Source organism: Pedobacter sp. SL55, from assembly GCF_026625705.1.
Classification (GTDB): Bacteria; Bacteroidota; Bacteroidia; order Sphingobacteriales; family Sphingobacteriaceae; genus Pedobacter.
The window spans coordinates 3,856,410-3,871,178 of the sequence record NZ_CP113059.1 but is presented as its reverse complement, the minus strand read 5'-3'; the positions used below and the strand labels follow the sequence as shown (position 1 = coordinate 3,871,178).

The window sequence follows — 14,769 nt, the reverse complement described above, 5'->3', positions numbered from 1 at the left end:
CTAATGACAAAAAAAGCGCTTTTTTTGCTGCTGTTATTATTTTCATCGTTCGCTGTAATTGCCCAACAATCGGTAGTGAAAATTACTGGTGTGGTTAAAGATGAGAAAAATCAACCTCTACCAAAAGTTACCGTTTCTTTAGTAGGTTTGGCCGCTACAGCAGTTACTGATGAGCAAGGAAAGTACAGCATCCAATCTCGTTTGTCAAATTTTAGCTTACGTTTCAAACTGGTTGGATTTCGTATAGAAACCATCAAATTTAGCGAAAGCAAAGGTGTTGAGGTTCAAAAAGATGTGGTTTTAAAGCCCGATGTTAAGGAGCTTAAAACAGTAAAAGTAACCAATAAACAAACGCAGTTAAATAATGCGCAAAGCGTTGGTATTATTGATGTACCCAGTTTACCTACGGTTTCTATGAATTTCGAAGCCGTTTTAAAAACCTTACCCGGCGTTTCTACCAATAACGAGCTGAGTTCGCAATACAGTGTTCGCGGAGGTAGTTTTGATGAAAACCTGATTTATGTGAACGATATCGAAATTAACCGACCAATTTTAATTAGAAATGGTCAGCAAGAGGGTTTAAGTTTCATCAATCCAGATTTTGTAAGTAGCGCCCGTTTTTCTGCTGGTGGCTTTAATGCCCGATATAACGATAAGCTTTCTTCTGTTTTGGATGTGAAGTATAATCAACCAGATAGTAGCGAATATATCCTAACAGCTGGCTTAATGGGCATATCCGCCACGGCTAAAAAGTCATTTAAAAACAGCCACCTGTTGCTTGGCTTTAGAAGAAAAGACAATAGAAATATTTTAAGCACACAAGATACTAGAGGAAGTTACCGTCCAAGTTTTAACGATTTTCAGGCGCTTTATCAACATAATTTCAACGCTAAATTCAGTATCAATACCTTGTTGAATTTTAATTCTGGAAGTTTTAGGTTGGTGCCGGAGAGTAGAGAAACCCAGTTTGGAACCATCAATAACCCAATACGTTTAAAAGTAGACTACGAAGGACAGGAAATAGACGATTACTATACTTACGGAGGCGCTGTTACAGGCTTGTTTAACCCAAACAAAAACGTATCTATAAAATGGATCAATAGTTATTTCGAAATTGTAGAACGCGAAAAGTTTGATATTGATGGCAATTATGTTTTCGAGGAAATAGATAACAATTACAGCGATGGCGGTTTTGGCCCGGTTAGAAAAAACAGAGGATTGGGCAGCTATTACAGTTATGCCCGTAACAGCCTAAATTCTACCATTGCAAGCACCGAACTTAAAGTAGAACATCAAACAGGGAAGCACAGTTTTACTTATGGCGCTAGATTTGAACAGGCAAAGTACGTAGATCAAATGAACGAATATAGTTACATCGACTCTGCGGGTTATATTTTGCCATCAAACACCAATTCCTTTACTTTCGAAAATGCCATTTTATCTAACAATCAACTCAAAATCAATTCTATTTCTGCGTATTTACAAGATAGCTATGCAATTTCTGGTAAAACCGATGTACAATTGGGCGCTCGTGTTAGCTATAACAATTTAAGTGGAGAGGTTTTGGTAAGCCCGAGGTTGTTGATGCTGTACCGACCAGAAGAATATAAACTTTGGCGGTTTACCGCAGGTATTTACCGCCAGGCGCCAAGTTACAGAAGCATTAGAGGTTTAGATGGCTCTTTGTTTTTAAATCAAAAGTCGCAACGTTCTTACAATGTTTCTGCGGGGTATGATGTAGCATTTACTGGATTGGGAACTAGGTTAAAGTTTACTTCAGAAGTATATTATAAATATGCAGACCAAATGATTCCTTACACCATTGATAACGTAAGGGTAAAATATTTGGCAAATCAAGTAGCTAAAGGCCATACCTATGGAGCAGATTTTTCGCTAGGCGGTGAGTTAGTTAAAGACTTGATGTCGTTTTTTAGGCTTTCATTTTTAAGTGCCAATCAGGATGTAATAGGAGATAGCTATGTAAAACGAAACGCAAATGGTCAAAACGAAACCATTTACCCTGGCTATTTAAAAAGACCAACCGACCAACGCGTAAATTTTTCCATGTTTTTTCAGGATCGATTGTTTAATAGTCCAACTTACAAAGTACACTTAAATTTGTTGTACGGTTCGAGGTTGCCCATAGGTTCTCCACAAATCGCTGCCTATACAGACGATTTTAGTATCCCCGCTTACCGCAGGGTAGATATTGGTTTTTCTAACGATTTTTTAGATGCACAGGCCATAAAGAAACCCCAGTTTTTAAGCAAATATTTTAGTAGCGTAATTGCCTATGCGGAGGTGTTTAACTTGTTGAATATCAATAATACCGTATCGTACCTTTGGCTTAAAGATGTGAATAATGTTAATTACGCTATTCCTAATTATTTAACTGGTAGGCAACTGAATTTTAAGTTGGTTTTTAAGTTGAAAGGCAACTAAGTTTTTATTCTTTCTTGAAAATCAGTGTTCTTCACATTTTTTAATGGCAGTCCCGCTATTCGCTTTACTTCGTCGGCAAACACACAGGTTTGCCAAACGTGTTCGCTACTATCGGGTTTGGCAAGCAAGTGTTGTGCACAGTTGTTAGTTAACTAAACCCGGTTGCAGCGAACACGATCCCGATTTAACCTTCAGTATTTTGTTGTTTTATTGTATGCTTGTCTTTTTCACAGGTTTTATCGGGAGAAGTAAAGCGTAAAACGGGGCTACATTAGCCTAAGAACTATTACCACTGCTTTTCGAAAAAAATCCTTAATTTGATAATATTGCTTGTTAGTTAAAGGTAATTTTGTATAGTTAGTTGTTAATATGCTACAATTCGGTTTTTCCTTTTTCTTAAACTATTGTCATGTTGATTATTTAGTTGATAAAAAAGCCGAATAATTAATATCAAAGTGTTAATTTTACACCAATCAAAAACAATAAAAATGAGACATAATTTTGGAGCTGGTCCATGTATTTTACCGCAAGAAGTTTTTAAACAGGCTTCTGCTGCAGTACTAGATTTTAAAGACGGATTATCAATTTTAGAAATCTCCCATCGCTCACCCGAATTTGATGGTGTGGTAGAGGAAACCGTAAAATTGGTAAAAGAACTTTTAAATGTACCTTCCGGATATTCCGTACTGTTATTACAAGGTGGTGCAAGCCTGCAGTTTTCTATGGTGCCGATGAACTTATTGCCAGAAGGTGGAACTGCTGCGTATTTAGATACAGGCGTTTGGGCTACCAAAGCACTTAAAGAAGTTAAGTTTTTCGGTAAAGCCAATGTGGTAGCTTCTTCAAAAGATGCTAACTACACTTTCATTCCTAAAGATTACGTAATTCCAGAAGATAGTGCTTATTTCCACTATACTTCTAACAATACCATTTACGGTACCGAGTTATTCGAATTGCCGGTAACTAAAGTTCCTGTGGTTTGCGATATGTCATCAGACATTATGAGCCGCGAAATTGACGTTGCCAAATACGATTTGATTTATGCTGGTGCACAGAAAAACATTGGCCCTGCTGGTTTAACCATCGTAATTATCAAAGATGAAATTTTAGGTAAAACAGGAAGAGCTATTCCTTCGATGTTAGACTATAAATCGCACATTGATGGTGGTTCTATGTACAACACGCCGCCAGTATTTTCTATTTACACAGCCATGTTAAACCTAAGATGGTTAAAATCTAAGGGTGGCGTTGCCGAAATGGAGAAAGAAAATATTGCTAAAGCAAATGCACTTTACAAAGAAATTGATAGAAACACTTTGTTTAAAGGAACCTGTGCCGTAGAAGATCGTTCTCGTATGAATGTTTGTTTCGTAATGGAAGATCCAGAATTGGAAAAACCTTTTGCAAAATATGCTGATGAAAATGGTTTTGAAGGCTTAAAAGGACACAGAAGTGTTGGAGGTTTCAGAGCATCGATGTATAATGCACTTCCAATTACCAGCGTACATGCGCTCATAGATTTAATGCAAAGTTTCGAAGAAAAACATAAAAAATAAAAAATGGCTAAAATACTTGCCAATGATGGCATAGATCCAATAGGAAAAAAATTATTAGAAGATGCTGGGCATACGGTAGAAACACAAACAGTGCCTCAAGATCAATTAGTAGCAGCATTACAAAACTACGATGGTTTAACTGTAAGAAGTGCTACCAAAGTTAGAAAAGAATTAATAGATGCTTGCCCTAACCTTAGTTTAATAGGTAGAGGCGGTGTGGGTATGGATAATATCGATGTTGATTACGCAAGATCTAAAGGTATTGCGGTGGTAAATACGCCTGCGGCTTCATCTTTATCTGTTGCAGAATTGGTGTTTGCTCACTTGTTTACTGGCGTACGTTTCTTGCAAGATGCTAACCGCAAAATGCCTGTAGAAGGTGGTGCTAAATTCAACGATCTTAAAAAAGCTTACGCAAAAGGTGTCGAGCTAAGAGGTAAAACTATCGGTATCATTGGTTTCGGTAGAATTGGTAGAGAAACTGCTGCGGTAGCTTTAGGATTGGGAATGAACGTATTAGCTTACGATTTATTTCCTTTTAGTGGCAACATTACTTTGAATTTAACTTTAGGTATTAAGGTTGATATTCCGGTAAATACCGTTTCTTTAGAAGAGGTAATTGCAAACAGTGATTTTATCTCGTTACATACACCATTTGCCGATAAACCTATTTTAGGCGCTGCTGAATTTGCAGCGATGAAGCAAGGTGTGGGTGTGGTAAACTGCTCACGTGGTGGCACTATTGACGAGCCTGCTTTAATTGAAGCTTTGAACTCGGGTAAAGTTGCCTTTGCTGGTTTAGATGTGTTTGACAATGAGCCAACTCCGGCTGCTGAATTATTGGCGCATCCAAAAATTTCGTTAACACCGCATATTGGCGCTTCTACCAACGAGGCCCAAGAGCGTATCGGTACAGAATTAGCTAATTTGATTATAGATCATTTTAAAGGTTAATTGGTATTTACCAATAAGCACAAAAGCCTACGATTTTTTTAATCGTGGGCTTTTGCGTTTTATACAAATTGTTTATTAGGGGTGGAAAGCCTTGTATAGATAGAAAATACCAGAAAAGTTGTTTAAGGCAGGCGCTTGAGGCTTTTTTCTACCTCCCAATTCAAATAACTAAACGAACGCCACGAACCTTTTTGCTGATCTTGTAAAAAGTACGCTATCTTATCGTTTAGCCTTTGGTTAAAGGCATCTTTTGCATTTTTAATTGTTATCGCTTTTTTTTAACTTTGCTTAGTGGCGCTTTTGCGTTTGTGCCTTCTGCTGCAACTATTGCAACGCCTGTAGCTACCGAGTCTACTGCTGCGGTTATTTCATCATGACTAGCCTGTTCTTTTTCGGCATCTATTAGCGCTTGTTTAAGTAATATTTCTCTGTTTTTCTGTAGTAGGGGTAGGGTTTTGTGAGAAAAGCTCATCAAATGGTTTACATCTATTCCAATTTGATTGGCGTTTTGTAGGTTGTAGTTCAGAATTAAAACATCCCAGTTTACAAAGCTGAGTATTACTAATAACACGTACCATATTTTTGAATTAATGCGGTATAGAAAGAAAATTGTTTTCTGCTTGGCTATTTTGATATAAACCGAGGCCAGCCCAATAAAGCTTAAAGTTGCAAATACGGCTACGCCAATTCGTTTATATGTTAAGCCATGATAGAAGATGTAATCATAGTCTCTATGTAGAACAGAAAGTACTAGGAAGGCATTTTGGGCAATCCATAAATAGGCCAATGTTTTGATAAACTTATTTTTGCTATAAAAATTAAGGTTTCCAGTAAAGAAGTAAACAATAATAAGCATAGCAATTACAATGCTGAAAATCAAAGTATTGGTGCCATCATGTAGTTCGGCAGAAAAGTTTTTACCCACAGCAGATGCGTTGTTAAGCCAAAGCGTTGAAATATCAATTGCATTTAGAAAAAGAAGCAACAAATTGAGTGCAACAAATGAGATGATACCAACAATGTTTTCGGTTTTAAGCGCCAACTTTTTCTTGATCTGATTTCCCGCCAACAACATCCTAAAATCTTGAAATAGCGATGGTTTGTTCTGTTCTCTGCGTTCCCTAATTAATTCATCACGTTTTCCAAGTTCTACTTCATCAAGTAACTTACTATCAACACTAACTATTATGCCTGCCGTAATACCAATGCCCAGCACTATAAATAAGCATTTAGGCAAGCTAATATCTATAAACAAAAAGTTGAAGATGGTATGGAATAAATAGCTAATGTTGTCTGTGATTAAACGTATGTATTTTTCGAAAATAGGATTGGCTATGCTATACAGAGAACAGAAAATTACCACCATTACCAAAGGCAATACCACATATTTAATTGGCTTTAAAATAGGTTTAAAATTTACCTTGCCTAACTTGGTTTTGCGTAATTTGCTAACTATACCCGAGGGGCCACTTATTACTTGTAAAATACCCCAAAACAATGCGGTTACGCTAGATTTTAGCAACACAAAATGTGCAGTGCCTAAATAAACCAGCAAAGTAATAAACCAAGTAATTATAGCAAGGGTAGAGTTGTTGTAAACTATGTAAAGTGTAATAGCTAAATGCGGCAGGGCAGTATGCAGTTTGTTTTTGTGAAACGGAATATCCTTATCTGTAAAGGTAATGGCCAATATAAATAAGGTATAGATGAGTAAATTTAGCCCTAAAAACTCGTCCCAAAACAAAAGCTGGAACAGTAGGCCGCCAAATAGCATCAGCGGCAGTCGGTAATCAATTTTTTGTGTCATAAGTTGATATGATTTAATTCAGCTATTTGGATAGAGAGCCAAGCGAATAACATGGCAATGGGTATATTGCTGAGTACGATAATTATTGCGTTAAAAATTTGTTGCCAATAAGACCTATTACCTGTTAAATGAAGCAGTAGCACCAGCAAAGCAATGCCGTTTGCCGCACACGCAATAAACGTAAAAAAGAAACCTACAATAATTATGGCTTCGGCTTTACTGATTGCAAATGCTAAGAAAATCAGGGTACCTGTTGCTAATGATATTCTAGCACATCGCTTTGCGATAGCTATAATTGGTAGTGTAGTTGGTGTTTGCTTCATTTTAAAGTGCTTTGTATTTCAAAGTAATAATTCAAAAAAAATACTTTCCTGCGGCCTTAGCTCCCAGCGAAAGTGGTTCCGAAAATACCAACGGCAAGCTCAATCCAGGTAAGGAGCAACAAAATAAGGAGGACTACAGAAATTCCAATTTTCCATGCCGCAGTTTTTACATTTCTGGTTACCACTTCTATTGCTAATCCGGTAAGCGTTAAAAGGGTACCCATAATGATAAAATCAAAGAGTTTCCAATCTACTTCTTTCGTAAATTGCATAGCTACCAAGGGTACAGCTAATATAAAAGCTATAATGCCGAAAGTAATCGTTAATCTTTGTTTTGTTGTTGTTTTAGGTGTTGTCATTGTTTCCATGATTTGATTATTTAAAGTTAATATAAAGTGCTTTGTTTTTCAAAGTTAAAATTCAAAAAAATTAAATTCCTTTGATCATCTTTTCAAGTGCATCTAAATGGCCTTTAAAAGATTGCTTGCCAAGTTCTGTAATAGTGTAAGTGGTATTTGTTTTACGCCCCACAAAGGCTTTGTGCATTTTAATATATTCGGCCTGTTCCAAAGTATTCAAATGGGAGGCAAGGTTGCCGTCAGTAAGTTCTAAAAGTTGTTTCAGATCATTAAAACTTACAGAATCGTTTACCACCAACACCGACATAACACCCAGTCTAATCCGGCTGTCGAAAATCTTATTCAGTGCTTGTATCGGGTTCTTCATTTTAATTAAGCTGAGTATTTTAGAAATGTGGTGTAACTGCAATTAATGTGTTGAGCTGCACACTAAACCTTATACCTTCTATTTTTTCTCGTATTTAAAGTACATAATGGTGCCATATAAAATATGTAGTATGCCAAAGCCCAAGGCCCAAAAATATAGGCCCAGCCCAATATTAAACATCGCTATAATGCCCAAAATAATTTCGCAGATACCTAGAAACCTGATATCCGAATAAGTGTATTTACTTGCATTGATAAGTGCTAGACCGTAAAAAACCAAAGTGCTAGGCGCTATTATCACCACTGCATGGCTATGGTTAAGCAATAAAGCCAAAATAAAGAAACCTCCAGCGGCTAAAGGAATGCACAAGTTGATGAGCATTTTTTTGGTGGTGCTGTCCCAAATTGGCAAATTCTTCTTTCTGCTTTGTCTGTAGGTAAAAAATATACCTCCCAACAGGGCAATAAGTAATACGATAATGCCAATTTTAATTAGTTCTATTTCTATGCTGAAATCCGCATCAATGCCATATCCATAACCGCCAGCAATATATTTCTCTATAGCTTTATGAGCAAAATAAGCGCCTGCCAATGCCGTAATTCCAGCAAAAATACCTGATAATCCGCTTAAAGAGATAAATTTTGACGAACGGTTCATGATATTCCGGATATCATTTAGCGTATCTAATTGCTCTTGTTGGTTCATTTTTTAAAGTGCTTTGTGTTTCAAAGTTAAGAATGGATTTTTGATTTGCAAATTTTTTTAAATTTTTATTGGGTTTATGATGTGTAATGTAATGTGTGGTTTTTTGCTAGAGACACAAAATATTGTGTCTCCACCATTTTGTGCCTGCACCCTAAATGGTTAAAATCCCATTTAGGGTATTCATCCACAATTCTGTACATTTGCATCATGTTACAAGCCAAAGGGATAAAAAAAGCATACGGAAATCTGGAGATTTTAAAAGGAGTTGATTTTGATGTTGCCGAAGGAGAAATTGTAAGTATTATTGGAGCCTCTGGCGCAGGTAAAAGTACACTGTTACATATTTTGGGAACTTTAGATCAGCCAGATGCTGGTTCGGTAACCTTAAAAGGCAGAGAAGTAAGCAAGCTTTTTGGCGAAAATTTAAGTGTTTTTAGAAACCAGCATATTGGCTTCGTATTCCAGTTTCATCATTTACTGCCAGAATTTAGTGCTTTAGAAAATATCTGCATTCCTGCGTTTATTGCTAAAAAAAGCAAGAGAGAGGCCGAAAAAAGAGCGTTCGAACTGTTAGATCTTTTTGGTTTAAAAGAACGTGCCCATCACAAACCTAGCGAACTATCGGGTGGCGAGCAACAGCGTGTTTCGGTAGCCCGAGCGTTAGTTAATCGGCCTTCTATCATATTGGCTGATGAGCCTTCTGGTAATTTAGATTCTACCAATGCCGATGCCCTGCACCAGCTTTTTATCAGCCTGCGAGATAACTTTAAACAAACTTTTGTAATAGTAACCCACAATGCCGATTTAGCTGAAATTAGCGATAGGGTAGTAACCATGAAAGATGGAAACATTGTTTAATTGTTGAAATTGATGGCTTGTTTAACTGCATGCCTTAGCGGCCGTTAGCAATCACAGTTAACCAATTGAAAAAATCATCAATTAACCAAATTTTATAAAATTGAAAATTCTAATTACTGGCGGTAAAACGGCCACTGCTTTAAAATTGATCAAAGCTTTTAGTAATGCCGAAATCCTTTTAGGAGATTATGGAGATATGCCGAAAATTAGCACAAGTTCTTATGCTTTTGCAGCATTGGGCCCATGGAATGCGGATGTTCTGGCACATAACTTACTTACCAAATGTTTAGATAACGATGTAGATATGCTTCTTCCGCTTTACGAGGCAGAAATAATGGCTTTATCAAAATCATTGGTTTTATTTAACGAATTTGGATTGAAGGTACTATTGCCAGAAAACCCGCAGCCTAGCCAAAATAAATTTAAAGATTATTGTATTTTTAATGAAGGTAAACTGATTTATTCTTCTATTGAAATGCAATTGAATAGCCACACAAATTTGAACGGATTTTATTCATTTGTTAATGATAATAAAGATTTAGCGTTAATCTCTATCTCTAATCCGTCTTGAAAAAAGTTAATTTAGCTATACGTTTCTTTTTGTTTTTGACTTTTAACTTCATTCATGTCATTCGAAAAATATCTTTCCAATAAAAAAGCTTTAATCATCACTTTAGATGATGCTTTGTATCCAAAAAAGGATTATTTACTGCAGGTTTATTATTTGTTCTCTGAGTTTATGGCTTATACAGAGCAAATAGATGCAAAAGCCATAGTTAATTTTATGAGTAAGGAATTTACGGAAAATGGAGAGCTAGGCCTTTTTAAGAAAACAGCTGCTAAGTTTGATATTCCAGAAAAATACGAGCAAAACTTTAATTTGCTATTTGAAACTGCCCGTTTGCCATTGAAATTATTATTGTTTAAAAACGTACTCAATCTTTTGCAAGAGGTAGTGGTAGATAGGAGAACAATTTCTATTCTAGTAGAAGGAAATCCGGCGGAAGCGATCAATAAGATGAAGCAAATTGAGTGGAATGGATTGGAGCCATACCTTAAAGTATACTTTACTGTAGAATATAGCGGTTCGGCTAGCGAAACCATAAAACACATATTAACAGAGCAAGGTTTTGAAAAAGAAGATGTTGTGCTTTTTGTCTCAGAAAACCAAGCCGCGAGTAATTTCGTAGATTTAGCAATAGATAATTTTTCCGTAACAGAAATTTTGTAAAAAATAATTCGTTAATTAGTACTACTTATTAACTATAAAATGAATAAAAGATATTTATTGGTCCTAACTGCGGTATCAATGTTGGCCTTGGGTGCCTGTAAAAAGAGTAAAACAGAGCCTACAGTAACACCGCCAGTGGTGACGCCGCCTACAACAACACCTACCGCAACTAGGCAACAATTAAGTTTAGATTCGATTTTTTTGTATGCTAAAGAAGTTTACTTGTGGAATGACAAACTACCAACTTATGAGGTTTTTAATCCACGGCAGTATACTACTCAAACAACAGACGCTAAGAATTATGCTCAAGCGCTTTTCGAAATAACCAAATATTCCAATCCCTTTGAATGGACTACGGGAGCAACTAGATCTAAGTTTTCTTACGTTTTCGATAAGGCAAATAAAAACCCTGTAGCCGTAATCAATCCCGAAGCTTCTGTAGATTTAGAAGGTAACGGTAATGACGTTGGTTTAGATGTTGGTTTTTACGGTACTACAGCAAACTATAATGTGTATGTAAGAGCGGTAGAACCAAATTCGCCGGCAGATAAAGCTGGCTTTGTTAGAGGGGATAAACTAACAAAAATTAATGGAATTGAGTACGGTACTAATTACACCGAGGAAAAAGGGATTGCTATACTTAACGCTGTTGAGAACTCTGTTAGCGTTGAGGCCGTTAGAGGTGTTGATGGCACTACCTTTTCAGCTAATTTAACTAAGGTGTCTTATGCGAGTAGTCCAATTTATAAATCGCGTATTATTAATGCCGACGGGAAGAAAATTGGTTATATTTCTTACGCCAGGTTTGCAAAGTTAACTAATCCGGCTACACGTAACACGCCAGCTTCTGATACTAGGTTTGACCCCATATTTCAAAATTTTGCAACCGAGGGAGTAACTGATTTGATAATTGATTTGAGATATAATGGCGGCGGTTACGTTTCTACCGCAGAATATCTAACTAATTTAATTGCACCTTCTGGCGTTAGCGGGGTAATGTTTAGCGAGCACTTCAATAGCGTTATGCAATCTGGTAATGCTAAAATTTTAGCTAACCAGCCTTTGTTAGATGTAAATAATAAAGTGCAAGATCAAAATAATGATGGCAAGATAGATACCTATGCTGATGTAAATTATTCTGTTAGTGCCAATACAATTAGTTTTTCGAAAACTGGACCGTTAACTGGTGTAAGAAATATTGTATTTATTGTTGCTGCAGGTACGGCTTCGGCAAGTGAGTTATTGATCAATAATTTAAAACCTCATGTTAACGTAACACTTGTGGGCAGAAAAACTTACGGAAAGCCAGTTGGTTTTTTCCCTATAACAATAGAGAATAAATACGATATTTATTATTCTTTATTTGAAAGCAAAAATTCTCTGGGCCAAGGTGGTTATTATAGTGGTATGGTTCCAGATTATGATTTAGCTGAAGTGCCAACAGGTACCGCAATGTTTGATTTTGGAAATCCGAATGATGTTTATATAGCTAAGGCTGTTAGTGTGTTAGCTCCAAATGCCAAATCGGTTAACAATACAACCATGTCTAGTGTTAAAATGTTTAACACAGTATCTTCTTCCAACGTTATTGGTGCAGAGTTAAGCAACAAGTTTAATGGCATGATAGAAAACAGGTTTAAATTAAAAAATTAAAACTACATTAAAACATATTAAGACCGCATTAGCGGTCTTTTTTTTGCTATTAAATTTTTACAAAACACTGTCTAAAAATTAAGATACGATATTGTTATTGTTTTAAAAAATTGTTAAGCTTGTTTAACTAAAAATGTAATACTTATGATTGGTGAATTAATAGAAAAAGAAGAAATAAACGTAACCGAGTTTTTGCCCGCAGATGTGCCATTGTCTGAGGAGATGTTGGCCAAGCTTTCGTATGCGCAAAGATTAGGAAATGAGTTTAAATCAAAGGCTTATATTGCCTTTAATACGAAACAAGGGGTCAGAAAAGTAAGTACAACCGTTTGGTCTGTTACCGAAAAATACCTCCAATTGAAAAATAATGTACACGTACCCATTAACTCTATTGTAGATATAGATTTCTAACAAAAAATCCCAACTGGTTAAAAGTTGGGATTTTTTTTCTACTGCTTTTTCATTTGTAGGTTTTCTCTAAAAATGCGCTGTATATCTTGTTGCTTATCTATATTGATAATCACTTCCTTTATTACGCCTACCGCATTGATATAAAACTCTTGGTTAATGTTCTTAAACTCATCTGTAGCTTTGTGGTAATCTTTATGGTCTTCTACTCCAAAATAAATAAAAGGAATGTTTTTGGCATTAAAAGCACCCTGGTCACTTTGGTTGGTCCAATCATCATGACCTAGCTTTGGGTCGTCATGCCCCAACAATAATTTAATGTTAGGATTAGTGGTAATCAATTTCTTTTAATTCTGGATATTTAAATGTACCAACCGCATAAAGTTCGCCTTTATCGTTATGGCTAATCATATCCATATTAATGTTAAGTTTAATTTTGTTTAGTGCAACTGGCGGATTAGCCACAAAAGCTTTTGCGCCCTGTAGCCCCATTTCTTCGGCATCAAACAGCGCAAAAATGATGGTGTTATTGGGTTGGTTTTCCTTAAAATATTTTGCGAAGCTTAGCAGAGCTGCCACACCAGAGGCATTATCATCAGCTCCATTATAAATTTCATTATTGATGATACCAATATGATCATAGTGTGCAGATACTACAATCACATCATCGGTTTTACCTTTTACATACGAAATCAAATTAACACCTTTGGTAATGCTATTGCGTCCTTTAATATCAAAGTTTTGTTCATATTTCCCCAACTCGGGATGTGCTTCTAAACCAATTTGCTTTAGTCTTTTTACCAAATATACCCTAGAAAGCTCGCTGCCCTTGGTGCCAGATTTACGACCTTCATATTCATCTGAAGACAAGATTTCAACATCCTTTAGCAATTGAGTATTTGCTGTTTTAACTTCTTTAACAGATCCGCAACCTAGTTGCAGTGCTAATGGCAAAATTAAAAGTATTCGTTTCATCAATTTTATTTAGTTTTTAAAGTTAGGAATATCTAGCAATAAAGTTTTGTTTTTGTAAAATCTTAATGATTGGTTTTTGGTCTGCCGATAACTTGCTAAATTGTTGCCATCAAATTTTCATGAAATGGAATATAGAAGATTAGGAAAATCGGGGTTGCAGGTAAGCGCCCTTTCGTTTGGTAGCTGGTTAACTTTTGGCAACCAAATTACAGATAAAGTAGCTGATGAATTAATGGGTGTAGCTTACGATGCTGGCGTTAATTTTTTCGACAATGCCGAAGGGTATGCCGAAGGTAAATCAGAGATTGTGATGGGCAACATCATTAAAAACCAAAAATGGGAGCGAGACACTTTTGTGGTATCTAGCAAAGTGTTTTTTGGTGCCGAAAGAAAAGGGCCTAACCAAATGGGGCTATCTCGCAAGCATATTATTGAAGCTTGTAATGCTGCTTTACAACGTTTGCAGGTAGATTATCTTGACTTATACTTTTGCCATCGCCCAGATAAAAACACGCCGATTGAGGAAACTGTTTTTGCTATGAATACGCTGCTACAGCAAGGCAAGATTTTATATTGGGGAACTTCGGAGTGGAGCGCTGTAGAAATTATGGAAGCCATTGCGGTTGCTAAGCAATATAATTTGATTGGGCCAACCATGGAACAACCACAATACAATCTATTTGAGCGTGAGAAATTAGAAAACGAGCATTTGCACTTATTTAAAAACCACGGCTTGGGCACTACCATTTGGTCGCCATTGGCATCGGGTATTTTATCTGGCAAATATACCAACAGTGGGGTAGAAGGTACCAGATTAGGAATGCAGGGTTTAGAGTGGTTAAAAGACAGAACATTGGCTGCCGATAGAATGGAGAAAGCTACAGTTTTACAAGAATTAGCAAATAGCTTGAATGTTTCTTTAGCTAAACTATCTATTGCTTGGTGCTTAAAAAATCCAAATGTGAGTACGGTAATTTTAGGTGCATCTAAAGTGCCGCAATTGCAAGAAAATTTACAAGTTTTAGACGTGTTGCCTTTGCTAAGCGATGAGGTAATAGCTCAAATAGAAGAAATAGTAAAAACTAAGCCAGAAGTGCCACAGTTTTAAAAATGAAAAAAGGGAAGTCATGT

General features: G+C 36.3%; 16 protein-coding genes. 9 read left to right on the top strand and 7 right to left on the bottom strand.

Going from position 1 to position 14,769, the window contains the following annotated elements:
- Positions 1–3: 3 nt before the first annotated feature.
- From OVA16_RS17310 to OVA16_RS17300, 3 genes are all read left to right on the top strand, one after another.
- Positions 4–2,442 carry a TonB-dependent receptor gene (locus OVA16_RS17310; protein WP_267762055.1) on the top strand — a complete coding sequence of 813 codons (2,439 nt, stop codon included), beginning with the start codon at positions 4–6 and terminating at the stop codon, positions 2,440–2,442.
- 488 nt (positions 2,443–2,930) lie between these two features.
- On the top strand, positions 2,931–3,998 hold the full coding sequence (gene serC, locus OVA16_RS17305) for a 3-phosphoserine/phosphohydroxythreonine transaminase (RefSeq protein WP_267762052.1): 1,068 nt from the start codon (positions 2,931–2,933) through the stop codon (positions 3,996–3,998).
- A 3-nt stretch (positions 3,999–4,001) separates the two neighbouring features.
- Positions 4,002–4,952 (top strand): D-2-hydroxyacid dehydrogenase, encoded by a 951-nt coding sequence (locus OVA16_RS17300; RefSeq protein WP_267762049.1) that lies wholly within the window; start codon positions 4,002–4,004, stop codon positions 4,950–4,952.
- Positions 4,953–5,217: 265 nt separating this feature from the next.
- Here the strand turns inward: OVA16_RS17300 and OVA16_RS17295 are convergent, their stop codons facing one another.
- From OVA16_RS17295 to OVA16_RS17275, 5 genes are all read right to left on the bottom strand, one after another.
- Positions 5,218–6,759, bottom strand: a complete 1,542-nt coding sequence (locus OVA16_RS17295; RefSeq protein ID WP_267762046.1) for a DUF4173 domain-containing protein — start codon at positions 6,757–6,759, stop codon at positions 5,218–5,220.
- On the bottom strand, positions 6,756–7,082 hold the full coding sequence (locus tag OVA16_RS17290; RefSeq protein WP_267762043.1) for a hypothetical protein: 327 nt from the start codon (positions 7,080–7,082) through the stop codon (positions 6,756–6,758). The genes OVA16_RS17295 and OVA16_RS17290 overlap by 4 nt, the downstream gene beginning before the upstream one ends.
- A gap of 56 nt (positions 7,083–7,138) precedes the next feature.
- Positions 7,139–7,450, bottom strand: coding sequence for a hypothetical protein (locus OVA16_RS17285; RefSeq protein ID WP_267762041.1), 312 nt, complete (start codon positions 7,448–7,450; stop codon positions 7,139–7,141).
- Between the two features lie 61 nt (positions 7,451–7,511).
- On the bottom strand, positions 7,512–7,808 hold the full coding sequence (locus OVA16_RS17280) for a winged helix-turn-helix domain-containing protein (RefSeq protein ID WP_267762039.1): 297 nt from the start codon (positions 7,806–7,808) through the stop codon (positions 7,512–7,514).
- A gap of 78 nt (positions 7,809–7,886) precedes the next feature.
- On the bottom strand, positions 7,887–8,513 hold the full coding sequence (locus OVA16_RS17275) for a hypothetical protein (protein ID WP_267762037.1): 627 nt from the start codon (positions 8,511–8,513) through the stop codon (positions 7,887–7,889).
- A 207-nt stretch (positions 8,514–8,720) separates the two neighbouring features.
- On the opposite strand from OVA16_RS17275, the gene OVA16_RS17270 reads away from it, so the two are divergent.
- The 5 genes from OVA16_RS17270 to OVA16_RS17250 all read left to right on the top strand — a co-directional run bounded on the left by OVA16_RS17270 (position 8,721) and on the right by OVA16_RS17250 (position 12,666).
- Positions 8,721–9,371: an ABC transporter ATP-binding protein gene (locus OVA16_RS17270; protein WP_267762035.1), complete on the top strand. Its 651-nt coding sequence runs from the start codon at positions 8,721–8,723 to the stop codon at positions 9,369–9,371.
- A gap of 100 nt (positions 9,372–9,471) precedes the next feature.
- The gene (locus OVA16_RS17265; protein ID WP_267762033.1) at positions 9,472–9,942 is read left to right on the top strand and encodes a hypothetical protein; all 471 of its coding nucleotides are present in this window, start codon (positions 9,472–9,474) and stop codon (positions 9,940–9,942) included.
- Between the two features lie 54 nt (positions 9,943–9,996).
- Complete coding sequence (locus tag OVA16_RS17260; protein WP_267762030.1) at positions 9,997–10,602, top strand: haloacid dehalogenase; 606 nt, start codon at positions 9,997–9,999, stop codon at positions 10,600–10,602.
- Positions 10,603–10,641: 39 nt separating this feature from the next.
- Positions 10,642–12,255, top strand: a complete 1,614-nt coding sequence (locus tag OVA16_RS17255) for a S41 family peptidase (RefSeq protein ID WP_267762027.1) — start codon at positions 10,642–10,644, stop codon at positions 12,253–12,255.
- Between the two features lie 144 nt (positions 12,256–12,399).
- Complete coding sequence (locus tag OVA16_RS17250) at positions 12,400–12,666, top strand: hypothetical protein (protein WP_138727603.1); 267 nt, start codon at positions 12,400–12,402, stop codon at positions 12,664–12,666.
- A gap of 38 nt (positions 12,667–12,704) precedes the next feature.
- On the opposite strand, the gene OVA16_RS17245 is transcribed toward OVA16_RS17250, so the two are convergent.
- Positions 12,705–13,004, bottom strand: a complete 300-nt coding sequence (locus tag OVA16_RS17245) for a M28 family peptidase (protein WP_267762023.1) — start codon at positions 13,002–13,004, stop codon at positions 12,705–12,707.
- Complete coding sequence (locus tag OVA16_RS17240; protein ID WP_267762020.1) at positions 12,991–13,638, bottom strand: M20/M25/M40 family metallo-hydrolase; 648 nt, start codon at positions 13,636–13,638, stop codon at positions 12,991–12,993. Before OVA16_RS17240 ends, OVA16_RS17245 begins: the two co-directional genes overlap by 14 nt.
- 124 nt (positions 13,639–13,762) lie before the next feature.
- On the opposite strand from OVA16_RS17240, the gene OVA16_RS17235 reads away from it, so the two are divergent.
- Positions 13,763–14,746 (top strand): potassium channel beta subunit family protein, encoded by a 984-nt coding sequence (locus tag OVA16_RS17235; RefSeq protein ID WP_267762016.1) that lies wholly within the window; start codon positions 13,763–13,765, stop codon positions 14,744–14,746.
- Positions 14,747–14,769 lie beyond the last annotated feature (23 nt).

What these genes read in the sequence shown, in the direction of transcription:
- OVA16_RS17240 (WP_267762020.1), bottom strand. Translation starts at nt 13,638, where the DNA reads ATGAAACGAATACTTTTAATTTTGCCATTAGCACTGCAACTAGGTTGC.
- OVA16_RS17260 (WP_267762030.1), top strand. Translation starts at nt 9,997, where the DNA reads ATGTCATTCGAAAAATATCTTTCCAATAAAAAAGCTTTAATCATCACT.
- OVA16_RS17250 (WP_138727603.1), top strand. Translation starts at nt 12,400, where the DNA reads ATGATTGGTGAATTAATAGAAAAAGAAGAAATAAACGTAACCGAGTTT.
- serC (WP_267762052.1), top strand. Translation starts at nt 2,931, where the DNA reads ATGAGACATAATTTTGGAGCTGGTCCATGTATTTTACCGCAAGAAGTT.
- OVA16_RS17290 (WP_267762043.1), bottom strand. Translation starts at nt 7,082, where the DNA reads ATGAAGCAAACACCAACTACACTACCAATTATAGCTATCGCAAAGCGA.
- OVA16_RS17295 (WP_267762046.1), bottom strand. Translation starts at nt 6,759, where the DNA reads ATGACACAAAAAATTGATTACCGACTGCCGCTGATGCTATTTGGCGGC.
- OVA16_RS17310 (WP_267762055.1), top strand. Translation starts at nt 4, where the DNA reads ATGACAAAAAAAGCGCTTTTTTTGCTGCTGTTATTATTTTCATCGTTC.
- OVA16_RS17235 (WP_267762016.1), top strand. Translation starts at nt 13,763, where the DNA reads ATGGAATATAGAAGATTAGGAAAATCGGGGTTGCAGGTAAGCGCCCTT.
- OVA16_RS17285 (WP_267762041.1), bottom strand. Translation starts at nt 7,450, where the DNA reads ATGGAAACAATGACAACACCTAAAACAACAACAAAACAAAGATTAACG.
- OVA16_RS17280 (WP_267762039.1), bottom strand. Translation starts at nt 7,808, where the DNA reads ATGAAGAACCCGATACAAGCACTGAATAAGATTTTCGACAGCCGGATT.
- OVA16_RS17300 (WP_267762049.1), top strand. Translation starts at nt 4,002, where the DNA reads ATGGCTAAAATACTTGCCAATGATGGCATAGATCCAATAGGAAAAAAA.
- OVA16_RS17270 (WP_267762035.1), top strand. Translation starts at nt 8,721, where the DNA reads ATGTTACAAGCCAAAGGGATAAAAAAAGCATACGGAAATCTGGAGATT.
- OVA16_RS17275 (WP_267762037.1), bottom strand. Translation starts at nt 8,513, where the DNA reads ATGAACCAACAAGAGCAATTAGATACGCTAAATGATATCCGGAATATC.
- OVA16_RS17255 (WP_267762027.1), top strand. Translation starts at nt 10,642, where the DNA reads ATGAATAAAAGATATTTATTGGTCCTAACTGCGGTATCAATGTTGGCC.